The sequence below is a fragment of the Millisia brevis NBRC 105863 genome, from assembly GCF_001552615.1.
GTDB lineage: Bacteria > Actinomycetota > Actinomycetes > Mycobacteriales > Mycobacteriaceae > Millisia > Millisia brevis.
This window is the reverse complement of the sequence record NZ_BCRN01000021.1, coordinates 20,260-39,976: the sequence shown is the minus strand read 5'-3', so window position 1 is coordinate 39,976 and position 19,717 is coordinate 20,260. Positions and strand designations below refer to the sequence as shown.

The 19,717-nt window shown below is 68.7% G+C and carries 18 protein-coding genes; 10 read left to right on the top strand and 8 right to left on the bottom strand.

The window, feature by feature from the left end; genetic code table 11:
• Window positions 1-30 precede the first annotated feature (30 nt).
• Complete coding sequence (locus tag MB1_RS22165) at window positions 31-1,059, bottom strand: GlxA family transcriptional regulator (protein WP_066912796.1); 1,029 nt, start codon at window positions 1,057-1,059, stop codon at window positions 31-33.
• A gap of 34 nt (window positions 1,060-1,093) precedes the next feature.
• On the opposite strand from MB1_RS22165, the gene MB1_RS25340 reads away from it, so the two are divergent.
• Window positions 1,094-1,261 (top strand): hypothetical protein, encoded by a 168-nt coding sequence (locus MB1_RS25340; protein ID WP_157084262.1) that lies wholly within the window; start codon window positions 1,094-1,096, stop codon window positions 1,259-1,261.
• 56 nt (window positions 1,262-1,317) lie between these two features.
• Here MB1_RS25340 and MB1_RS22160 read toward each other — a convergent pair whose 3' ends face one another.
• On the bottom strand, window positions 1,318-2,220 hold the full coding sequence (locus MB1_RS22160) for a class I SAM-dependent methyltransferase (protein ID WP_084352435.1): 903 nt from the start codon (window positions 2,218-2,220) through the stop codon (window positions 1,318-1,320).
• A 365-nt stretch (window positions 2,221-2,585) separates the two neighbouring features.
• Here MB1_RS22160 and rpsA point away from each other — a divergent pair, with 365 nt between their 5' ends.
• Complete coding sequence (rpsA, locus tag MB1_RS22155; RefSeq protein ID WP_066912794.1) at window positions 2,586-4,052, top strand: 30S ribosomal protein S1; 1,467 nt, start codon at window positions 2,586-2,588, stop codon at window positions 4,050-4,052.
• A gap of 311 nt (window positions 4,053-4,363) precedes the next feature.
• Here the strand turns inward: rpsA and MB1_RS22150 are convergent, their stop codons facing one another.
• Window positions 4,364-4,579, bottom strand: a complete 216-nt coding sequence (locus MB1_RS22150) for a hypothetical protein (protein WP_066912792.1) — start codon at window positions 4,577-4,579, stop codon at window positions 4,364-4,366.
• A 240-nt stretch (window positions 4,580-4,819) separates the two neighbouring features.
• Between MB1_RS22150 and coaE the strand changes: the two genes are divergently transcribed.
• Window positions 4,820-5,968: a dephospho-CoA kinase gene (gene coaE, locus MB1_RS22145; RefSeq protein WP_066912790.1), complete on the top strand. Its 1,149-nt coding sequence runs from the start codon at window positions 4,820-4,822 to the stop codon at window positions 5,966-5,968.
• A 31-nt stretch (window positions 5,969-5,999) separates the two neighbouring features.
• Here the strand turns inward: coaE and MB1_RS22140 are convergent, their stop codons facing one another.
• Complete coding sequence (locus MB1_RS22140; RefSeq protein WP_066912844.1) at window positions 6,000-6,551, bottom strand: ribonuclease FAU-1 family protein; 552 nt, start codon at window positions 6,549-6,551, stop codon at window positions 6,000-6,002.
• Between the two features lie 90 nt (window positions 6,552-6,641).
• On the opposite strand from MB1_RS22140, the gene uvrB reads away from it, so the two are divergent.
• Window positions 6,642-8,807 carry an excinuclease ABC subunit UvrB gene (gene uvrB, locus MB1_RS22135; protein ID WP_066912788.1) on the top strand — a complete coding sequence of 722 codons (2,166 nt, stop codon included), beginning with the start codon at window positions 6,642-6,644 and terminating at the stop codon, window positions 8,805-8,807.
• 228 nt (window positions 8,808-9,035) lie between these two features.
• A complete protein-coding gene (locus MB1_RS22130; protein ID WP_066912786.1) occupies window positions 9,036-9,482 on the top strand; it encodes a universal stress protein in 447 nt (148 codons plus the stop codon).
• 42 nt (window positions 9,483-9,524) lie between these two features.
• Here MB1_RS22130 and MB1_RS22125 read toward each other — a convergent pair whose 3' ends face one another.
• Complete coding sequence (locus tag MB1_RS22125; RefSeq protein WP_439646971.1) at window positions 9,525-11,858, bottom strand: HelD family protein; 2,334 nt, start codon at window positions 11,856-11,858, stop codon at window positions 9,525-9,527.
• A gap of 129 nt (window positions 11,859-11,987) precedes the next feature.
• Between MB1_RS22125 and MB1_RS22120 the strand changes: the two genes are divergently transcribed.
• Window positions 11,988-12,458 carry a MarR family winged helix-turn-helix transcriptional regulator gene (locus tag MB1_RS22120; RefSeq protein WP_169801719.1) on the top strand — a complete coding sequence of 157 codons (471 nt, stop codon included), beginning with the start codon at window positions 11,988-11,990 and terminating at the stop codon, window positions 12,456-12,458.
• 12 nt (window positions 12,459-12,470) lie between these two features.
• On the opposite strand, the gene MB1_RS22115 is transcribed toward MB1_RS22120, so the two are convergent.
• Window positions 12,471-13,163 carry an MBL fold metallo-hydrolase gene (locus MB1_RS22115; protein WP_066912780.1) on the bottom strand — a complete coding sequence of 231 codons (693 nt, stop codon included), beginning with the start codon at window positions 13,161-13,163 and terminating at the stop codon, window positions 12,471-12,473.
• 213 nt (window positions 13,164-13,376) lie between these two features.
• Between MB1_RS22115 and uvrA the strand changes: the two genes are divergently transcribed.
• A complete protein-coding gene (gene uvrA / locus MB1_RS22110; RefSeq protein ID WP_066912779.1) occupies window positions 13,377-16,289 on the top strand; it encodes an excinuclease ABC subunit UvrA in 2,913 nt (970 codons plus the stop codon).
• An 86-nt stretch (window positions 16,290-16,375) separates the two neighbouring features.
• Window positions 16,376-16,813 carry a YkvA family protein gene (locus tag MB1_RS25800; RefSeq protein WP_066912777.1) on the top strand — a complete coding sequence of 146 codons (438 nt, stop codon included), beginning with the start codon at window positions 16,376-16,378 and terminating at the stop codon, window positions 16,811-16,813.
• A gap of 18 nt (window positions 16,814-16,831) precedes the next feature.
• On the opposite strand, the gene MB1_RS22100 is transcribed toward MB1_RS25800, so the two are convergent.
• Window positions 16,832-17,152 carry a DUF1844 domain-containing protein gene (locus tag MB1_RS22100; RefSeq protein WP_066912775.1) on the bottom strand — a complete coding sequence of 107 codons (321 nt, stop codon included), beginning with the start codon at window positions 17,150-17,152 and terminating at the stop codon, window positions 16,832-16,834.
• Window positions 17,153-17,269: 117 nt separating this feature from the next.
• Window positions 17,270-18,169, bottom strand: a complete 900-nt coding sequence (locus tag MB1_RS22095) for a universal stress protein (protein WP_066912774.1) — start codon at window positions 18,167-18,169, stop codon at window positions 17,270-17,272.
• Between the two features lie 571 nt (window positions 18,170-18,740).
• On the opposite strand from MB1_RS22095, the gene infC reads away from it, so the two are divergent.
• Together infC and rpmI are read left to right on the top strand one after the other, a co-directional pair.
• Entirely contained in the window at window positions 18,741-19,370 is a 630-nt protein-coding gene (infC, locus tag MB1_RS22090; RefSeq protein ID WP_084352447.1) for a translation initiation factor IF-3, read from the top strand.
• A 94-nt stretch (window positions 19,371-19,464) separates the two neighbouring features.
• A complete protein-coding gene (rpmI, locus tag MB1_RS22085; protein WP_066912770.1) occupies window positions 19,465-19,659 on the top strand; it encodes a 50S ribosomal protein L35 in 195 nt (64 codons plus the stop codon).
• The last annotated feature ends 58 nt before the right edge of the window (window positions 19,660-19,717 follow it).

Sequence of the window (19,717 nt, the reverse complement as noted above, 5' to 3'; positions counted from 1 at the left end):
ACGGCGAGAATGTGACCTGTCAATAGTTTGTTAGGACATTCGGACAGATTGACTGGAACGACGGAAGGTTCGGCGGTAGGCGTGCGGGGTGACGGCGCGCAGACGGACGAAGTGGGTGCGCAGGACCACCGCGGATCCGAAACCGACCCGGTCGGCGATCGCGTCGACCGGAAGGTCGGTGCGTTCGAGCATGTGCTGAGCCGCGAGGACCCGCTGATCGGACAGCCAGCGGGCCGGGCTGCTGCCGGTCTCGGCGTGGAAGCGGCGAGCGAAGGTGCGCGGCGACATCGAGGCGCGCTTGGCCAGTTCGTCGACCGGGAGGTCCCGATCGAGGTTGGCGGTCATCCAGTCGAGCACCGGGCCGAGGGTGTCCAGTGCCGCGCAGGGCACGGGGGAGTCGATGTACTGCGCCTGCCCGCCCTCGCGATGCGGCGGCACGATCATCCGCCGCGCGATGCCGTTGGCGACCGACGAGCCCTGTTCGGCCCGGATCAGGTGCAGGGCAAGATCGATCCCGGCCGCGGTCCCGGCGCTGGTGGCGACCCGATCCTCGTCGACGTAGAGGACATTGCGGTCGAGGTGGGCCAGTGGGTGGCGGGCGGCGAGCGCGTCGGCATGACGCCAATGGGTGGTGCATCGGCGGCCGTCGAGCAGGCCGGCGGCGCCGAGGAAGAAGGCGCCGCTGCACATGCTCGCCACCCGGGCGCCCCGATCGTGCGCCGCCCGCAGGGCCGCGTAGAGCGGTGCCAGGCGATCCGCGTCGCGATCCCCGGCGTCGGGGGTATGCGCGTCGAGGATCTCCGAGCCGAAGCGATTGCGGCGGGTCCCGCCGGCGCCGACCATCACCAGATCGGCGTCCTCGATCGCCCCGAGGTCGAACGGCACGTCGAGGCCGAAGCCCTGGCCGGTGCCGATCGGGCCGGGCGCCGCCGCCACGAAGCGGAAGTCGTAGGTGGGCAGGCCGTCGTCCGATCGGTCCTGGCCGAAGACCTCGGCGATCAGACCCATTTCGAACAGCGACGTCTCGGGCGGCAGGACGCCGACCACACGCGACAACATGCCCTCCAGTATGCCGGCAGAAAAACGACTAAAGGTGGCGATTCTGCCACTGTTGGGAATGCTGCCGCCGGCCGACGATCGCTACATGATTCTTCTGATCGCCCTGGTGGGCGTCCTGGTTGTCCTCGCCGCGCTCGCCGTCGCCGGCCTTACTCCCGATACCCACCTGGAGGTGACCCAGCACGGTCATTACCGCTTCTGATCCGGGTCGGCCACACTCGGCCGCGGCCGGTGAGGCGGGTGCGGCGGGCGGGACGGCTACGGCTTGTGACAGACGAAGATGGCCGTCGCCGGCAGGAGTTGGCCGCGCAGCGGTGACCACTGTTCCCAACTGGTCTCGCCGTCCTCCGGCCACTCGGGCTCGATCAGATCGTCGAGCACCAGGCCCGCGGAGACGATGTCGCGAATCCGATCGCCGACGGTTCGATGATGCTCGACGTAGGTCAGTCGCCCGTCCTCGTACTCGGTATAGGGCGTGCGATCGAAGTAGGACAGCGTCGCGATCAGCCCCTCGGGGCCGGGATCGTCGAGGAAGGCCCAGCGGAACGGGTGGTTGACCGAGAAGACCCAGCGCCCGCCGGGCCGCAGGACGCGGGCGACCTCCGCCATCACCCCGGCGGTGTCCGCGACGAAGGGGATCGCGCCGAACGCCGAGCACACCGCGTCGAAGCTGTTCGAGGCCAACGGAAGGTGCTGCGCCGATGCCTGGACCAGGTACGGCCGCGGGCCGGGCGACGCGCCGATCGCCGCCACCGCGCGGCCGAGCATGCCGGCGGAGATGTCGATGCCGACCACCCGGCGGGCGCCGTTCGCGGCGAGCCACCGGGCGCAGGGCGCCGAGCCGCAGCCGACCTCGAGGATGTCCCGCCCCTCGATCGGCCCGAGCAATCCGACGTCCGCCTCGCGCAGACCCTCGGGGCACCAGACGAAATCGCCTTCGGGACGGTCGGTTCCGAGGAACCCGCCGTGCCGACGGTGGTAATCCTCGGCGTCGGAATCCCACCAGAAACGGCTGGCCCGATCGCTCTCGCCGGCGTCGATCATCCCGGCGACCGCCGGCCGCCCGGAGGGGGAGGGGGCGGCGTCGACCGGAACCTCGCCGGCCGGCGAGGCGGAATGTGCCTGACGCGGCGCGTCGCCTGAGGGTGGGAACGCGGACATGGCCTTACGCTAGCGCCGTACCGCCGCCCGATCGTGGCCGGTCGGGGGCTCGGCAATCGCCGGTGCTGGGTCGTTCGATCGAATGACCGGCCCGGTTTGCCCGGGTTCCCCTCGGTCGCGTAGTGTTGAAATCGCACGGTTGTGCCCACGTTCGGGGTGGTCGATCGATCATGGGTTCCGTCGGCGGTTTCGGACGCCCCGGAATACATGGTTCGTCGCGGCGGTTATGTGATGCGTCGCACGTTCGATCTCTCGCCTCCGAGGAGCGGGCTGCGAGCGTGCACCGGTCGGTCGCCTCTCCGGAGGTGCATCGGCTCCACGACTGTCAACCATCGACCCACAACCTGTCCGGAGCAACTCACCCAATGCCCTCTCCCACCGTCACCTCGCCGCAGGTAGCCGTCAACGATATCGGCTCCGCGGAGGATTTTCTCGCCGCGATCGACGCCACGATCAAGTACTTCAACGATGGGGACATCGTCGAAGGAACCATCGTCAAGGTCGACCGTGACGAGGTCTTGCTCGACATCGGTTACAAGACCGAAGGGGTCATCCCCTCTCGCGAGCTGTCGATCAAACACGATGTCGACCCGAGCGAGGTCGTGTCGGTCGGCGATGAGGTCGAAGCCCTTGTCCTCACCAAGGAGGACAAGGAAGGTCGGCTGATCCTGTCCAAGAAGCGCGCGCAGTACGAGCGCGCCTGGGGCACGATCGAGGAGCTCAAGGAAAAGGACGAGGCCGTCAAGGGCACCGTCATCGAGGTCGTCAAGGGCGGCCTGATCCTCGACATCGGCCTGCGTGGCTTCCTGCCCGCGTCCCTGGTCGAGATGCGCCGCGTGCGCGATCTCCAGCCGTACGTCGGCAAGGAGATCGAGGCCAAGATCATCGAGCTCGACAAGAACCGCAACAACGTGGTCCTGTCGCGTCGGGCGTGGCTCGAGCAGACCCAGTCCGAGGTCCGCAGCGAGTTCCTGCACCAGCTCCAGAAGGGGCAGGTCCGCAAGGGTGTTGTCTCCTCGATCGTCAACTTCGGCGCCTTCGTCGATCTCGGCGGCGTCGACGGCCTGGTGCACGTCTCCGAGCTGTCCTGGAAGCACATCGACCACCCGTCCGAGGTTGTCGAGGTCGGCAACGAGGTCACCGTCGAGGTTCTCGACGTCGACCTGGACCGCGAGCGTGTCTCCCTGTCGCTGAAGGCGACCCAGGAGGACCCGTGGCGGCACTTCGCCCGCACCCACGCGATCGGTCAGATCGTGCCGGGCAAGGTCACCAAGCTCGTCCCGTTCGGCGCGTTCGTTCGCGTCGAGGAGGGCATCGAGGGCCTGGTGCACATCTCCGAGCTCGCCGAGCGTCACGTCGAGGTCCCGGACCAGGTTGTCTCCGTCGGCGACGACGCGATGGTCAAGGTCATCGACATCGACCTGGAGCGTCGTCGGATCTCGCTGAGCCTCAAGCAGGCCAACGAGGACTACAACGCCGAGTTCGACCCGTCGAAGTACGGCATGGCCGACAGCTACGACGAGCAGGGCAACTACATCTTCCCCGAGGGCTTCGATCCCGAGACCAACGAATGGCTCGAGGGATACGACAAGCAGCGTGAGGAGTGGGAGGCGCGCTACGCCGAGGCGGAGCGTCGTCACCGCATGCACACCGCGCAGATGGAGAAGGCGGCGGCCGACGAGGCTGCCGAGGTTGCCACCGGTTCGGGCTACTCGTCCGAGTCGGCCTCCAGCGCTCCTGCGGGACGCGCCGAGGAGAACGGCGGCGGCGGATCGCTCGCGAGCGATGCCCAGTTGGCTGCGCTGCGCGAGAAGCTGTCCGGCAACAGCTGACCGTAGAACGCACACAATCGGGGCCCGATCCGAAAGGATCGGGCCCCGATTGGCGTATGTGGGAAGAAATCGCAGGCGGCCCGCAGAATCCGAGAGGCAGCGTTCGGGACGCGAGGGTCCCAGAGGCGAAGGCCGGAGAGGTGAGGGTCCGGGACGCCCGGGGTGCGAGAGGGAGGCGCCGGTACGCGAGGCCCGGAACAGCGCCCGGGGGGGTGGTGGGGACCCGAGGTCGGATATGACGGACGGTGTCGACGGGCAGGGCCGACAGGTGGTGCCGACACACCGTCAACGGGTGTCGGCGGACCGGCCGATCAGCTGACGGGCACCGGCCGGAAGGAGACCTGACCGGCCTGGCCGGCGCGGCGACGCATCGCAGCCAGGCTGTGGCGGGCCGGGATCAGCAGGGTGACGAACCAGTTCCGGCGGTGGCGTGCCAGGGCATCGGCCACTTCCGGAATGAGGATGCAGTGCACCCCATCCATCATCCCGAGCCGATGCCGTCCGGGCTGGACCGATGTGCGGGCCATGTTCTTCCTTGTCGTCGGTACTGCGGGCGTCTGTACTGCGGCTGTCTGGACAACCGCCGGGTCTGTCGATCTCGGTATCCGAACCCTCGATTCGAACCTTGTATCGGGCACTGTGGTCGGGCAGCCGCCATGCGCGCGAATGCCACGACGGACGCCTGAAAAGATATCCAACGTCGGGGAAACACTGTGGCATTTGGGGAGGATGTGTTTGGGTGTGTTGGATGTGAGGGAGTGGCACACGTGTTGAGAATCGGTCTGACCGGCGGTATCGGCTCGGGAAAATCCACGGTCGCGCGAACATTCGCCGAATTGGGCGCCACGATCGTCGATGCCGACGTCATCGCCCGTGAAGTGGTCGAACCCGGCACACCGGGCCTCGCCGGCCTGGTCGAGGCGTTCGGCGACGACATTCTGCTGCCGGACGGTCGGCTCGATCGACCGGCCCTGGCCGCGAAGGCCTTCACCGACGACGAGAGCCGGGCGACGCTCAACGCGATCGTGCATCCGCTGGTCGGGGCCCGTACCGCGGAGCTGATCGACAGCGCCCCCGAGGACGCGATCGTCGTCCAGGACATTCCGCTGTTGGTCGAGGGTGGCATGGCGCCGCTGTTCCACCTGGTCGTCGTGGTCTTCACCGACGAGTCGGTACGGCTGCGGCGCCTGGTCGACAGCCGCGGTCTGGACGAGGCCGACGCGAAGGCCCGCATCGCCGCCCAGGCGACCGATGTCCAGCGCCGGGAGGTGGCCGATATCGCGCTCGACAACAACGGCTCCCCGGAGACGTTGGTCGCCGCGGTTCGGCAGTTGTGGAGCGAGCGGCTCGAACCGTTCGCCGCGAACCTGCGGGCCGGGGTTCCGGCGGCGCCGCCACTGATCGTTCGCGAACCGCGGGCCGAGTGGGCGCGGCGGGCCGAACGTCGCAGTCGGCGGCTGCGGCTGATCGGCGGCGACGAGATCGTCGATGTCGAACACGTCGGGCCGACCGTCGTCGACGGGATGCCCGCCCGCGATGTCGTCGACCTGGTGATCACCGCGGAATCCGCGGAGCACGCCGCCGCGGTGGCCGATCGTCTCCCGGCGGCCGGGTTCCCGCGCGTCGGCGCCGATATCGCCGGTTTCCGGCGCCTCTGGGGGCCCGTGACGCACGCATCCGCGGACCCGGAGGAGCAGGTGACGATCACGATCGGCGCGCCGCGGGATACGGCGGTGCACACCGCGCATGTGGTGCGCGATCGACTGCGAACCGACGGCGATTCGCGGCTTGCCTACCTCGCCCTCGAGCGGCGCGCCGCGGCGGCCGCCGATCGCGCGGACGATCCGCGGGCCGCCTTCGGCGCGGTGATCGACGACGGCCTGCCCGGCCTGCACAGCTACCTGCTGGGTTCCTGAGACGCTCCCGCCCGCGGGTGGGAGCGGCCGGTCAGTCGGCGGTGCGGATATGCGCGGCGGGGGTGTGGCCGAGCCAGTCGACCGGCCGACCCCCGTCCGCCAGCCAGCGATCGACGTCGTGGCCCGCCCGGGCGATGCCGATCGCCGCGGTGAAGGCGCGATCCATCGCGTACTCGCCGCGGCCGGGTTCGAGGACACCACCGGCGATCGCCAGGGCGAGCTCGTCGGAGTCGAGGACCTCCGTGTCGCGGCCGGTGAGCACCACGATGTCCAGGTAGAGGTCCGTGGTGCGCCAGATCGCTCCGTCGCGGTCGATCTCGACGATGTCGACGTAGTGGTCCTGCTCGCGGTATCCGCGCGGGGTGAAGTGGAACTTGGAGACGCGCAGCCCGAGGTCCGGGAGCAGCCAGGACTCGAGGTAGGAGAAGCTCGGGTGGTCGGCCGGGCGGGCCATGTAGAGCCCCCACGGCGCCTCGGAATAGGTGTCGACCGAGCGCACGAAACCCTTCGGGTCGACATTGGTCATCGCGTCCGGATCGAAGGTCTCCACCTTGGGCCGATGCACATGCGCCGGGGTCGCCATATGCGGTGCGGAGTCGGCGCGATTCATGGCTGGGACGCTACCGGGTGAGCGGTGCGGGCGCGTGTCGGTGGTAGGTCATACCCTGGTCTTATGGCATTTGCTAGCGAGTACCCGGTGCTCGCCCACTCGCAGTTCCGGCCGGTCGGCGAGGTCGAGCGCGCGTCGAAGCCGTTTCGGGTCGTCAGCGAGCACAAGCCCGCGGGTGACCAGCCCGCCGCCATCGCCGAGATGACCACCCGGCTCCGGCGCGGGGACAAGGACGTCGTCCTGCTCGGTGCCACCGGCACCGGCAAATCGGCGACCACCGCCTGGCTGATCGAGCAGGTCCAGCGGCCCACCCTGGTGATGGCGCCGAACAAGACCCTCGCCGCCCAGCTGGCCAACGAATTTCGCGAGATGTTCCCCGACAACGCCGTCGAGTACTTCGTCTCCTACTACGACTACTACCAACCCGAGGCGTACATCGCGCAGACCGATACCTACATCGAGAAGGACTCGTCGATCAACGACGATGTCGAACGGTTGCGGCATTCCGCCACGTCCAGCCTGCTGTCCCGGCGGGACGTGATCGTGGTCGCGTCGGTGTCGTGCATCTACGGCCTCGGCACCCCGCAGTCCTATCTCGACCGGTCGGTGCACCTGCAGGTCGGCGACGAGGTGCCGCGCGACGCGCTGCTGCGCCTGTTGGTGGACGTGCAGTACACCCGCAACGACACCGCCTTCACCCGCGGCAGCTTCCGGGTGCGCGGCGACACGATCGACATCATTCCGGCCTACGAGGAATTGGCGATCCGCATCGAATTCTTCGGTGACGAGATCGAATCGCTCTACTTCCTGCACCCGCTGACCGGTGATGTGGTCCGCCAGGTCGATGCGGTGCGGGTATTTCCGGCGACACATTATGTGGCCGGCCCGGAGCGGATGGAACGCGCCGTGCACGATATCGAGGCGGAACTCGAGGAACGCCTCGCCGAATTCGAGGCCAAGGGCAAGTTGTTGGAGGCGCAGCGCCTGCGTATGCGCACCCAATACGACATGGAGATGATTCGGCAGGTCGGTTTCTGCTCCGGTATCGAGAACTATTCCCGGCATATCGACGGTCGATCCGCCGGTTCGGCGCCCGCGACCCTGATCGATTATTTCCCCGAGGATTTCCTGCTCGTCATCGACGAGTCGCACAACACCGTGCCGCAGATCGGCGCGATGTACGAGGGCGATATCTCCCGCAAGCGCAATCTGGTCGACTTCGGCTTCCGGTTGCCGTCCGCCGTGGACAACCGGCCGTTGACCTGGGAGGAGTTCGTCGAGCGGATCGGGCAGACGGTCTACCTGTCGGCGACCCCGGGCAACTACGAGCTCGGCCTGGCCGGCGGCGAGGTCGTCGAACAGGTCATCCGCCCGACCGGCCTGCTCGACCCGGAGATCATCGTCAAGCCGACCAAGGGGCAGATCGACGATCTGATCCACGAGATTCGGATCCGCGCCGAACGTGACGAGCGGGTCCTGGTGACCACGCTGACCAAGAAGATGGCCGAGGACCTCACCGACTATCTGCTCGAGATGGGCGTGCGGGTGCGGTACCTGCACTCCGACATCGACACCCTGCGCCGCGTCGAACTGCTGCGGCAGCTGCGATCCGGCGAGTACGACGTGCTGATCGGTATCAACCTGCTGCGCGAGGGCCTCGACCTGCCGGAGGTGTCGCTGGTCTCGATCCTCGACGCGGACAAGGAAGGCTTCCTGCGCAGCACCCGATCGCTGATCCAAACGGTCGGGCGCGCCGCCCGAAACGTCTCCGGTCAGGTGCACATGTACGCCGACAAGGTCACCGAGTCGATGCAGTTCGCGATCGATGAGACCAATCGCCGGCGGGCGAAGCAGATCGCCTACAACACCGAGCACGGAGTCGATCCGCAGCCGCTGCGCAAGAAGATCGCCGACATCCTCGATCAGGTCTATCAGGAGGCGGACGACACCGACAATGTCGTGTCGATCGGGGGATCGGGACGCAACGCCACCCGCGGCCGTCGCGCCCAGGGGGAGCCGGGGCGGGCGAGCGGCGCCGGGGTCGCGTCGAACCATCGGGACGTCTCGTCGATGCCGCGCGCCGAGTTGGCGGATCTGGTGGCGCAGATGACCGAGCAGATGATGAGCGCCGCCCGCGATCTGCAGTTCGAGTTGGCCGGTCGATTGCGTGACGAGATCGCCGACCTCAAGAAGGAACTGCGCGCGATGGACGCCGCCGGCGTGAAGTAGTCGGCCGCGAGCCGTACATGTGAGCCGGATCCCGTCGGTGTTCCCGTTGTGGGAACACCGACGGCGATTGTGGTGACAACTGCGGCCCAAATTGATGTTACCGACGGTTTCAGCGACTATCGTGCCTCTCAGTCGTGCACGGCAGTACCGCCATCTCGGCGGACGCCGCACGACACGTCGGCAGGATCAGGGGCCACGCAGAGCCGGCCCTCGACAGGAGGTTGGACAATGGTCGCGTACCGCACGTTGGTCGTCGGGACCGATGGGTCGGACTCGTCGTACCGGGCGGTCGAGAAGGCGGCGGCACTCGCCGGTGCCGCGTCGGCGAAGTTGGTGATCGCTTGCGCCTATCACCCGGCCGATGATCGGGACGGTTCGGCCGCCGACGCCCTCAAGGAGGATGCGTACCAGATCGTCGGATCGACCCCGACCGAGGAGATCCTGCGCACCGCCCGCGAACTGGCCCGGGCCGCCGGCGCGACCGATATCTCCGAGCGGCCGATCGTCGGCAACCCGGTGGAGTCGCTGATCAAGCTGGTCCAGGAGGTCGACGCCGATCTGCTGGTCGTCGGCAACAAGGGCCTCAACTCGTTGGCCGGTCGGCTGCTGGGTTCGGTACCGGCCGACGCCGCGCGCAAGGCGCGCACCGACGTGCTGATCGTCCACACGGTCTGAGCCGCGACGGCCGGGGCGGGTCGGTCCACGACCCGCCGCCGGTCAGTCGAGCGGGGTGAGATTCCCCAGGCACTCCGGCAACTGCGCGCTGTGCACGACGAGCAGCCGCTGCGTGGCGCGGGTCAGCGCCACGTACAGATCGTTGGCACCCCGCGACGACGCGTCGAGGATGGCGTCGGGATTCACCACGATCACCGCGTCGAATTCGAGTCCCTTGATATCGGCGACCGTCGCGATCGTGGTCCGGTCGTCGCCGACATCGGCCAGGGCGGGCAGGTCGGCCTCGGCGGCGATCACCGCGACCAGGCCGGGACGAGCCTGATCGGCGACCAGCGCCGCCACCCGGGCGACCAGCTCGTCCGCCGGGACGTGGACCGACCCGGGGATCGACCCGTTGTGGCGGATCGAGCGCGGCACCTCGAGGGTCGGGTCGATCGTCGCCAGCACATCGGCGGCGATCGCCATGATCGAGGACGGCGTCCGGTAGTTGACCGTCAACTCGGTGCGCTGCCACCGTTGGGCCACATAGGGCTCGAGGACCTGCCGCCACGAGGAGGTCCCCGCCGCCTCGGACGTCTGGGCGACGTCACCGACCAGGGTCATCCAGTGGTTCGGGATGCGCCGCATCACCATCCGCCACGCCATCTCGGACAGTTCCTGGGCCTCGTCGACGATCACGTGACCGTAGACCCAGGTGCGGTCGCCCGCGGCCCGCTCGGCGGTCGTGCGGTGATAGGTCGCCGAGGTGCGCTCGGCGAGCTGCTCGGCGTCGATCAGGTCGTACGCCATGAGGATCTCCGGGTCGGTGCCGTCGTCGAGGTCCTGCGGGGCGGAGCCGGTCAGGATGTCGAGCGCGCCCTGCGCCTCCTCGATCCGTGCCCGCCACTGCCGGCGTCGCTGCTCCTCGACGGCGTCGTCGTTGATGCCGAGCAGTTCGGCCAACTCGTCGAGCAGCGGGGGATCGACCTCGGAGAAGGTTCCGTCGTCGGTGCGCGTCACCGCGGCGATGTCGTCGTCCGACCAGTCGGGCGCGGCGGCCCGCAGCGCCTCGGGGGAGGCCAGCAGGTCGGCCAGGGCGTCCTGCGCGGACAGTTCCGGCCACAGATCCTCGGCGACCCGGGCGACCGCGGGATCCTCCCGCAGGTCCGATCGAATGTCGTCGAGGTCGCGCGAGTCGAGCAGGGACCCGCCGTCGACGACGTCGGTGCCGATCGCCCGGGCGTACTGGTCGGCCAGCCCGTCGATCAGGACGGCGACGAAGATCTCCCGCGCGGAATTGTGCGGTCGGCGCGACGAGCGGGCCCGGCCGCGGGCGCGGGTGGCCAGCTTGCGGTCGACGCGGGTGCGGACGCCGTCGATCACCACATCGATCGGGGTATCCGGGATCTCCTGCCGATTGCGGATCGCCCGGCTCAACACCTCCGCCATCTGCAGCGATCCCTTGAGCTCGCGGGCTCGCGGCGGGTCGACCCGCTGGGGGGTGACGCCCGGGTAGAGCGTGCCGATCGTCGCCAACAGCACGCCGGTTTCACCGAGCGCCGGCAGCACTTGACCGATGTAGTCGAGGAAGGTCGCGTTCGGACCGATCACCAGCACGCCGGCCTTGTCGAGCTGCTTGCGATAGGTGTAAAGCAGATACGCGGCCCGGTGCAGGGCCACCGCGGTCTTGCCGGTACCGGGTCCGCCCTGGACCACGAGCACGCCGCGATGGGTCGAGCGGATGATCGTGTCCTGCTCGCGCTGGATCGTCTCGACGATGTCGTTCATATGGCCGGTGCGGGCGGCATTGAGCGCCGACAGCAGTGTGCCCTCGCCGGCCATCCCTCCGGCGGCGTCGCCGACGGCGTCCGGATAGGCGTTCGGATCGAGGAATTCGTCGTTGACCTCGGTCACCCGGCGCCGGCGCGAGCGGATATGGCGGCGGCGGGTCACCCCATCCGGGTTGGCGGTCGTCGCCAGGTAGAAAGGTCGGGCGAGCGGGGCACGCCAGTCGAAGAGCAACGAGTCGTAGTCGTTGTCCTCGTCGAGGATGCCGATGCGCCCGATATGGCGGTGGCCCGAGTCCGAGCCGTCCCCGGACTCGTCCTCGGCGTCCGGCGACATGTCGATCCGCCCGAAGCAGAGCCCGTTCTCGGCGGCGTCGTAGCGGGTCAGATCGTCGCTGTACATCGCGGTGAAGGATTCCCGTTCGGTACGCGCCTGAGGGGTGCCGCCGGTCTCCAGCAGCACGGTATCGAGCCGCCTGCGCGCATAGGCCCGCATCCGATCGAGGTGCTCGTAGAGCCGGTCGAGATGGGCTTGCTCGTCGACGACCGCGGGCGCGGCGTCGTCGGCGACGTCCACTGCGGTGGGTCCATTGGTCGAGCCGTCCGGCACGGTGGTCTGTCCTTCCCTGCAAGAACGCGGCCCTCGAACGAGGGCATCGGAACCTTGTCCGATTGGCCAGAAAAGTCTACGCAACGAGGCGGGTGAGCGCCGATTCGCATGCATAGGTAGCCTATGGACATGACTCATGTGCCGGTTGACCAGGCCATACCGGCCACCGCGGACCTGGTCCTGTACGCCTCGCGGATGGTGCACACGCTGCGCAGGTCGGCGATCGTGCCGCCGCCGCATCTGCGGGTCCTCGCGCTGCTCGACGAGCACGGACCGACCGGGGTCAGCCGGCTGGCCGAACTCGACAGCTGCACGCAGCCGAGCGTGTCGACGATGGTGGCGACCCTGCACACCCGCGGACTGGTGACCAAGCGCGCCGACCCGCACGATGCGCGGGCCGGGCTGGTCGAGCTGACCGAACAGGGGCGTGAGCAACTGCGGTCCGCCCGCCTCGACCGCGGCCGCACGGTCGAGGCCGCGCTGGACTCCCTCGATCCGGCGCAGCGGCCGTCGCCCGAGGACATCGACATCGCGGTGTCGGTGCTGCGGTCGGTGACCGGCGCCCTGCTCGCGGAACGGGCGACCCCCGGCCGACTCTGACCGGCGAGCGGGTCACCAGCCGCGTTCGCGCCACTCGCCGAGGTGCGGGCGCTCGGCGCCCAGGGTGGTGTCGGCGCCGTGGCCGGGGTGGATGATCGTCTCGTCCGGAAAGCGGTCGAAGATGCGGGTGGTCACGTCACCGAGCAGTTGGGTGAAGTTCTCCGCGCTCCAGGTCTTGCCGACGCCGCCGGGGAAGAGCGAGTCGCCGGTGAAGATATGGGTCGGGCCGTCGCCCTCGCTGAGCACCAGCGCGATCGACCCGGGGGTATGACCGCGCAGGTGGATCACCTCGAGGGCGATGTCGCCGACGGTCACCGTGTCGCCGCCCTCGAGCAGCCGGTCGGGCGTGACCGGCAACGGCTCGGCGTCCAGGGGATTGGCCGCGGTCGCCGCGCCGGTCGCCTCCGCCACCCGGCCGAGCGCCTGCCAGTGGTCGGGATGAGAATGGGTGGTGACGATCGTGGCCGGGACAGACCCGGCGGTGATCGCCAGCAGGGTCTCGGCGTCGTTGGCGGCGTCGATCAGCAGCGATTCGCCGGTTCCGGAATCGGTGATCAGGTACGCGTTGTTGTCCATCGGGCCGACCGACGCCTTGACGATCACCGCGGCGCCCGCCGCGGTGCGCTGGGGGATCCCGCTCCCGGACAGGTCCCCGGTATAGGTATCGGAGATGGTGACGGCGGGGCCGGTCGCGTGATCGCTCATGGCGTTCACGCTAGTCGGCCGGTCGGCGAACGGGAACGGTCTCGCGCACGCGGTAACGGCGGGATCGGGCGGCCCGCCCGGCCGAACCTGTCGGTGGTCGGGCCTAGCATCGCAATGCCGCCGGATGCTGCGCATCGCCCGGACGATCCACCACCCGGAAGATGCATCACCCACCGGTAGGCACGGCAGGGAACTCGACGAAGGGGCTTTTCAGTGGCCGACCGTTTGATCGTGCGTGGCGCGCGGGAGCACAACCTGCGCTCGGTGGATCTCGATCTGCCGCGGGACGCGATGATCGTTTTCACGGGCCTGTCCGGCTCCGGGAAGTCGTCCCTGGCCTTCGACACGATCTTCGCCGAGGGGCAGCGCCGGTACGTCGAGTCGCTGTCCGCCTATGCACGCCAATTCCTCGGGCAGATGGACAAGCCGGACGTCGACTTCATCGAGGGCCTCTCCCCGGCGGTGTCGATCGACCAGAAGTCGACCAATCGGAACCCGCGCTCGACCGTCGGCACGATCACCGAGGTCTACGACTACCTGCGCCTGCTCTACGCGCGCGCCGGCACCCCGCATTGCCCGGTCTGCGGGGAGCGCATCGCCCGGCAGACCCCGCAGCAGATCGTCGACCAGGTGCTCGAGATGGAGGAGGGCCTGCGCTTCCAGGTCCTCGCGCCGGTGGTACGCACCCGCAAGGGGGAGTTCGTCGATCTCTTCGAGCAGCTCAACACCCAGGGCTACTCCCGGGTGCGGGTCGACGGGGTCAACCATCAGCTGACCGATCCGCCGAAGCTCAAGAAGCAGGACAAGCACGATATCGAGGTCATCGTCGACCGGTTGACGGTCAAGGCGAGCGCCAAGCAACGATTGACCGACTCGATCGAGACCGCGCTGCGGCTCGCCGACGGCATCGTCGTGCTCGACTTCGTCGACCGTGAGGAGGATGCGCCCGATCGGGAGCGGCGCTTCTCCGAGAAGCTGGCCTGCCCCAACGGCCATCCACTGGCCATCGACGATCTCGAACCGCGTGCCTTCTCGTTCAACTCGCCCTTTGGCGCCTGCCCGGAGTGCACCGGCCTCGGCATCCGCAAGGAGGTCGATCCGGAACTGGTCGTCCCCGACCCGGACCTCTCGCTCGCCGACGGCGCGATCGCCCCCTGGGCGGTCGGGCAGACCGCCGAGTACTTCGGCCGACTGCTGTCGGGCCTGGCGGGCGAGATGGGCTTCGACGTCGACACGCCGTGGCGCAAGCTGCCCAAGGCGGTCAAGAAAGCGGTCCTCGAGGGCTCCGACCACCAGGTGCACGTGCGCTACCGCAACCGTTACGGGCGGACGCGGTCCTACTACGCCGACTTCGAGGGCGTGATGCCCTTCCTGCACCGGCGGATGGAGAACACCGAGTCCGACCAGATGAAGGAGCGGTACGAGGGCTATATGCGCGACGTACCGTGCCCGGCCTGCGAGGGGGCCCGGCTGCGCCCGGAGATCCTGGCGGTCACGATCGCCGGCTCCGACGGGGGAGACCGATCGATCGCCGCGGTGGCCGAGCTGTCGATCGCGCAATGCGCGGAATTCCTCGACAGCCTGGTCCTGGGCGAGCGCGAGGAGGCGATCGCCGGGCAGGTGCTCAAGGAGATCCAGGCCCGCCTGGGCTTCCTGCTCGACGTCGGCCTCGAGTATCTGAGCCTCTCGCGGGCCGCGGCCACCCTCTCCGGCGGCGAGGCGCAGCGCATTCGACTCGCCACCCAGATCGGCAGCGGCCTCGTCGGCGTCCTCTACGTGCTCGACGAGCCGTCGATCGGCCTGCACCAGCGCGACAATCGCCGACTGATCGACACGTTGACCCGGCTGCGTGACCTCGGCAATACGCTGATCGTCGTCGAGCACGACGAGGACACGATCAAGGCCTCCGACTGGGTGGTCGACATCGGCCCGCTCGCCGGGGAGCGCGGCGGCAAGGTGGTGCACAGCGGCACCTACCGGCAGTTGCTGGCCAATACCGAATCGTTGACCGGGGCCTATCTGGCCGGTCGCCGCACGATCGAGCCGCCGGCGATGCGTCGCACCGTCGATCCCAAGCGCGCGCTGAAGGTCGTCGGCGCCCGGGAGAACAACCTGCGCGATATCGACGTCACCTTCCCGCTCGGCGTCCTGTGCGCGGTGACCGGGGTCTCCGGATCGGGTAAGTCGACGCTGGTCAACGACATCCTCGCGTCGGTGCTCGGCAACAAGCTCAACGGCGCCCGGCACGTTCCCGGTCGGCATACCCGGGTGACCGGGCTCGACCACCTCGACAAGCTGGTCCAGGTCGACCAGTCGCCGATCGGACGCACCCCGAGGTCGAACCCGGCGACCTATACGGGCGTCTTCGACAAGATCCGCACCCTCTTCGCGGCGACCACCGAGGCGAAGGTGCGCGGCTACCAGCCGGGACGGTTCTCGTTCAACGTCAAGGGCGGCCGCTGCGAGGCGTGCACCGGTGACGGAACGATCAAGATCGAGATGAACTTCCTGCCGGACGTCTACGTGCCCTGTGAGGTCTGCCACGGCGCGCGGTACAACCGCGAGACCCTCGAGGTGCACTACAAGGGCAAGACGATCGCCGAGGTCCTCGATATGCCGATCGAGGAGGCCGCCGAGTTCTTCAAGCCGGTCACCTCGATCCACCGCTACCTCGAGACGCTCGTGCAGGTCGGTCTGGGCTATGTCCGCCTGGGCCAGCCGGCGCCGACGCTGTCCGGTGGCGAGGCCCAGCGCGTCAAGCTGGCCGCCGAACTGCAGAAGCGGTCGACGGGCCGGACGATCTACATCCTCGACGAGCCGACCACCGGCCTGCACTTCGAGGACATCCGCAAGCTGCTCGGTGTCATCAACGGCCTGGTCGACAAGGGCAACACCGTCATCGTGATCGAGCACAACCTCGACGTGATCAAGACGTCGGACTGGGTGATCGACATGGGGCCGGAGGGTGGCTCCGGAGGCGGCACCGTCATCGCCGAGGGCACGCCCGAGGAGATCGCCGCCGTCGCCGCCAGCTATACGGGCAAGTTCCTGGCCGAGGTCCTGGAGCCCGCCGCGCCGGTCGTCGAGGCACCGCGTCGTCGGCGACGGGCCGCCGCCACCGGCTGAGGGCGCACGATCGGCCGAGCGCGTAACGATCGGTTCGATTCTCCGGGTGCTCGCACGCGGGCCCGGAGCAGGGCACACTCGTAGTCATGCTCGATGCGTTGCGTGTGATCGCCGTGATTCTCGGTGTGATGGTGCTGATCTTCCTGGCGGTGGTCGGGTACGTCATGTGGAAGTACCGCATCCCGCCGCGCGGATTGGTCGCGATCGGCGCCGCCATGATCTACCTGGTGTCGCCGATCGATGTGCTGCCCGAAGCGTTGCTCGGACCGATCGGATTGGTCGACGACGCGGGCGTGCTGGTGCTGGCGGTCGCCTTCCTCATGCGCTTGGCGACGGCCCAGAAGATGCTCTCCGATGCCGGCGTCGACCTCGGCAAGCGGCGCGGTGGACCCCGCGACCCGGCCCGCGTCGGCCTCGGTGACGATCCGCGTCATCCGGTGGTGGCCACCGAAGCCGGTACGGTCCCGGGTGATGCGACCCCCGGGACCGCCGGCAACACTCCGGTCGTCCGCCGGCCCCGATAGGGCCCGCGGCGGCGGCCGTCAGAAGACGGGGCCGGTCAGCTTCTCGCCGGGGCCCTTGCCGGGCTCGTCCGGATAGGCGCTCGCCTCGCGGAAGGCGCGCTGCAGCGACTGCAGGCCCTCGCGGAAGGGGCCGGCGTGCGGTCCGAGGTATTCGACCGACGCGGTGATCAGACCGGCCAACGCGGTGATCAGCCGGCGGGCCTCGTCGAGATCGACGGTCTGTTCGGCCGGATCACCGGCGAGGCCCAACTTCTCGGCAGCGGAGCTCATCAGCATGACCGCTGCCCGACTGATCACCTCGATGGCGGGGATATCGGCCAGTTCCCGAACGTCTTCCATGCCGTCAGCATGACAGCGCCGATGCCCGTCCGGTGCGACGGGTCGGCCCGCCGGGCTCGGTATGTCGAACCCGGCGGGCCGGTGCATCGGTGCCCCGAGCGGATCGGGGCGTCGTGATCAGGCCGGTCGAACGATCAGGAGCGGGACCGAGACCGACGCGAGCAGGGCGCGGCTGGTCGAACCGAGCAGCATGCCGGTGAATCCGCCGCGACCGCGGCTGCCGACCACCAGCAGGCTCGCCTTTTCGGACGCCTCCATCAGGGCCCGGACCGGGCGATCGCGCACGACGGTGCGCTCGATCACCAGGTCGGGATGGGCCTCACGGACGCCGGCCAGGCTCTCGGAGAGCAGAGCGGTCTCGGTCTCGGTCGCGGCCTGCTTCTCGGCCGCGGCATCCCACTCGGGGGTCAGCGCGCCGCCACCCCGGTAGGTGGCGCCCAGGTCGAAGTCGGTCCACGAGTGCACCGCCTGCAGGGGCACCCCCAACAGGTCCGCTTCCTCGGCGGCGATCGTGACCGCGGCGCGCGAGGCCTCGGAACCGTCCACGCCGACCACGACGGGCCCGCTCGGGTTGACCAGCTCGTCCCGGGCGACCAGTACCGGGCTGTGCGCGTGCATGACGAGCGCGGAGCTGACCGAGCCGAGCAGCGCGGAGCTGACGCGTCCGAGACCGCGGGTGCCGACCACCAGCAGTCCGGCGGTCTCCGACTTCTTCAACAGATAGGGGATCGGCTGCTCGACGGTCACCTCACCGGTGATCGTGAAGTCGTCGCCCAGCCGCTCGCGTGCCTTCGCCTCGGCGTCGCGCACGATCTGCGCGGCGTGCTGTTCCTGGTCGAGCCAGTACCTCTCCGGCAATGCCACGGCGGACGTTCCGAACGCGTCGGCGGGTCCGATATACCCCGTGACGATCGTCAGAGGCGCGTGATGGCGCTTCGCCGCTTCGATCGCCTGGTCCAATGCCACGGTGCCGGTGTCCGAGCCGTCGACACCTACAACCACGGGGCCCTGTCGCATGACTCCTCCTCGAGTCGGGGAGTATGGGGGCAGTCGGCGGCGGTGCCGACCACGCGGTTTCCGCAACTCCCACTACCTATTGTCCGCTTTTGTGGGTGCCGATGACAGCGGATCGGGCCGGTGTGACGGGGGTCATCGCCCCCGGCGTCGCCGACCGCGCCGGCAGCCGCCTCGGGATCGGGTGGGCGAAGGCCCTCGATCGATCGTGCTATGATTCTTCAACGACCATCTATGGTCTCGCCTTCGCGTGGTTGGGTTACCACGGAATCGGGTGAGATCAGGGCAACAAGTGGAGTCCGACTCCCACCGTGATACGCGGCCTCGCCGTTGTACCTCGGTCCGATCGCCCGGCGCGGATTCGTCCGTCCGGGCCCCGGTTCATGTCGGGGTGTTCCCTCTCGGGGTACATCGATCGGTCGGTTTGGGCCTCGCACGTTTGTCGTCGACGACGACGGACGCGAGGCCTGCTTTGTGTGTGCGGTACGACGCCACACAGGCGGCCGCACGTTACGGATTCCTCGTCGTTGCTCGGGTCACGCACCCGCCATCAACGCTCTACCGAGGAGGCCCCATCAGCACTGAAACTCGCATCAATGATCGCATCCGCGTTCCCGAGGTCCGTTTGGTCGGACCGGGTGGGGAGCAGGTTGGGATCGTGCGTGTTGAAGACGCGTTGAGGTTGGCTGCCGAAGCCGATCTCGATCTGGTTGAAGTTGCGCCCGACGCCCGTCCGCCGGTCTGCAAGATCATGGACTACGGCAAGTTCAAGTACGAGGCGGCGCAGAAGGCGCGCGAATCCCGCAAGAACCAGCAGCTGACCGTCATCAAGGAGCAGAAGCTCCGTCCGAAGATCGACGATCACGACTACGAGACCAAGAAGCGAAACGTCATCCGCTTCCTCGAAGCCGGGTCGAAGGTCAAGGTCACCATCATGTTCCGCGGTCGCGAGCAGTCGCGCCCCGAACTGGGCTACCGCCTGCTGCAGCGCCTGGGCGCCGACGTCGCCGATCTCGGCTTCGTCGAGACCTCCGCCAAGCAGGACGGCCGGAACATGACGATGGTCCTCGCTCCGCACAAGGGCGCGAAGACCCGCGCCCGCGCCGCGGAGGCGTCGGCTGCTACTCGTGGACAGTCGCGCCCCGCTCCGGTGCCGCCGGCCAACCGTGGCCCCGCCGAGCCGGGAGCCGCGACCGGCGCCTGACCCGAAGCGGTCACCCGATCGAGAAGTACGAACGACCGATTACCACCCACCGCCCGGCACCCCGTCGGGCGGCGAGACAGAAATGAAGGACGTTATGCCCAAGTCGAAGTCGCACAGCGGAGCCAGCAAGCGCTTCAAGGTCTCCGGGAGCGGAAAGCTGCTGCGGCAGAGGGCCAACCGTCGCCACCTGCTCGAGCACAAGTCGAGCCGTCGCACCCGCCGGCTCGACGGCGTCGCCGACGTGGCCCCGGCCGACGTCAACCGCGTGAAGCGGCTGCTCGGGCGCTGATCGCGCGCCTGCAGTAAACCAACCCCCTACTTTCGGGCCGAGCCCTCCGACGACGGAG

Bases quoted from the DNA above. Each gene is read 5' to 3' on its own strand.
- MB1_RS22095 (WP_066912774.1), bottom strand. From the start codon at position 18,169: ATGCGACAGGGCCCCGTGGTTGTAGGTGTCGACGGCTCGGACACCGGC.
- MB1_RS25800 (WP_066912777.1), top strand. From the start codon at position 16,376: ATGCTCGATGCGTTGCGTGTGATCGCCGTGATTCTCGGTGTGATGGTG.
- MB1_RS22120 (WP_169801719.1), top strand. From the start codon at position 11,988: ATGACTCATGTGCCGGTTGACCAGGCCATACCGGCCACCGCGGACCTG.
- MB1_RS22165 (WP_066912796.1), bottom strand. From the start codon at position 1,059: ATGTTGTCGCGTGTGGTCGGCGTCCTGCCGCCCGAGACGTCGCTGTTC.
- MB1_RS22140 (WP_066912844.1), bottom strand. From the start codon at position 6,551: ATGGCGACCCCGGCGCATGTGCATCGGCCCAAGGTGGAGACCTTCGAT.
- rpsA (WP_066912794.1), top strand. From the start codon at position 2,586: ATGCCCTCTCCCACCGTCACCTCGCCGCAGGTAGCCGTCAACGATATC.
- MB1_RS22115 (WP_066912780.1), bottom strand. From the start codon at position 13,163: ATGAGCGATCACGCGACCGGCCCCGCCGTCACCATCTCCGATACCTAT.
- MB1_RS22100 (WP_066912775.1), bottom strand. From the start codon at position 17,152: ATGGAAGACGTTCGGGAACTGGCCGATATCCCCGCCATCGAGGTGATC.
- MB1_RS22150 (WP_066912792.1), bottom strand. From the start codon at position 4,579: ATGGCCCGCACATCGGTCCAGCCCGGACGGCATCGGCTCGGGATGATG.
- MB1_RS22160 (WP_084352435.1), bottom strand. From the start codon at position 2,220: ATGTCCGCGTTCCCACCCTCAGGCGACGCGCCGCGTCAGGCACATTCC.
- MB1_RS22130 (WP_066912786.1), top strand. From the start codon at position 9,036: ATGGTCGCGTACCGCACGTTGGTCGTCGGGACCGATGGGTCGGACTCG.
- rpmI (WP_066912770.1), top strand. From the start codon at position 19,465: ATGCCCAAGTCGAAGTCGCACAGCGGAGCCAGCAAGCGCTTCAAGGTC.
- uvrB (WP_066912788.1), top strand. From the start codon at position 6,642: ATGGCATTTGCTAGCGAGTACCCGGTGCTCGCCCACTCGCAGTTCCGG.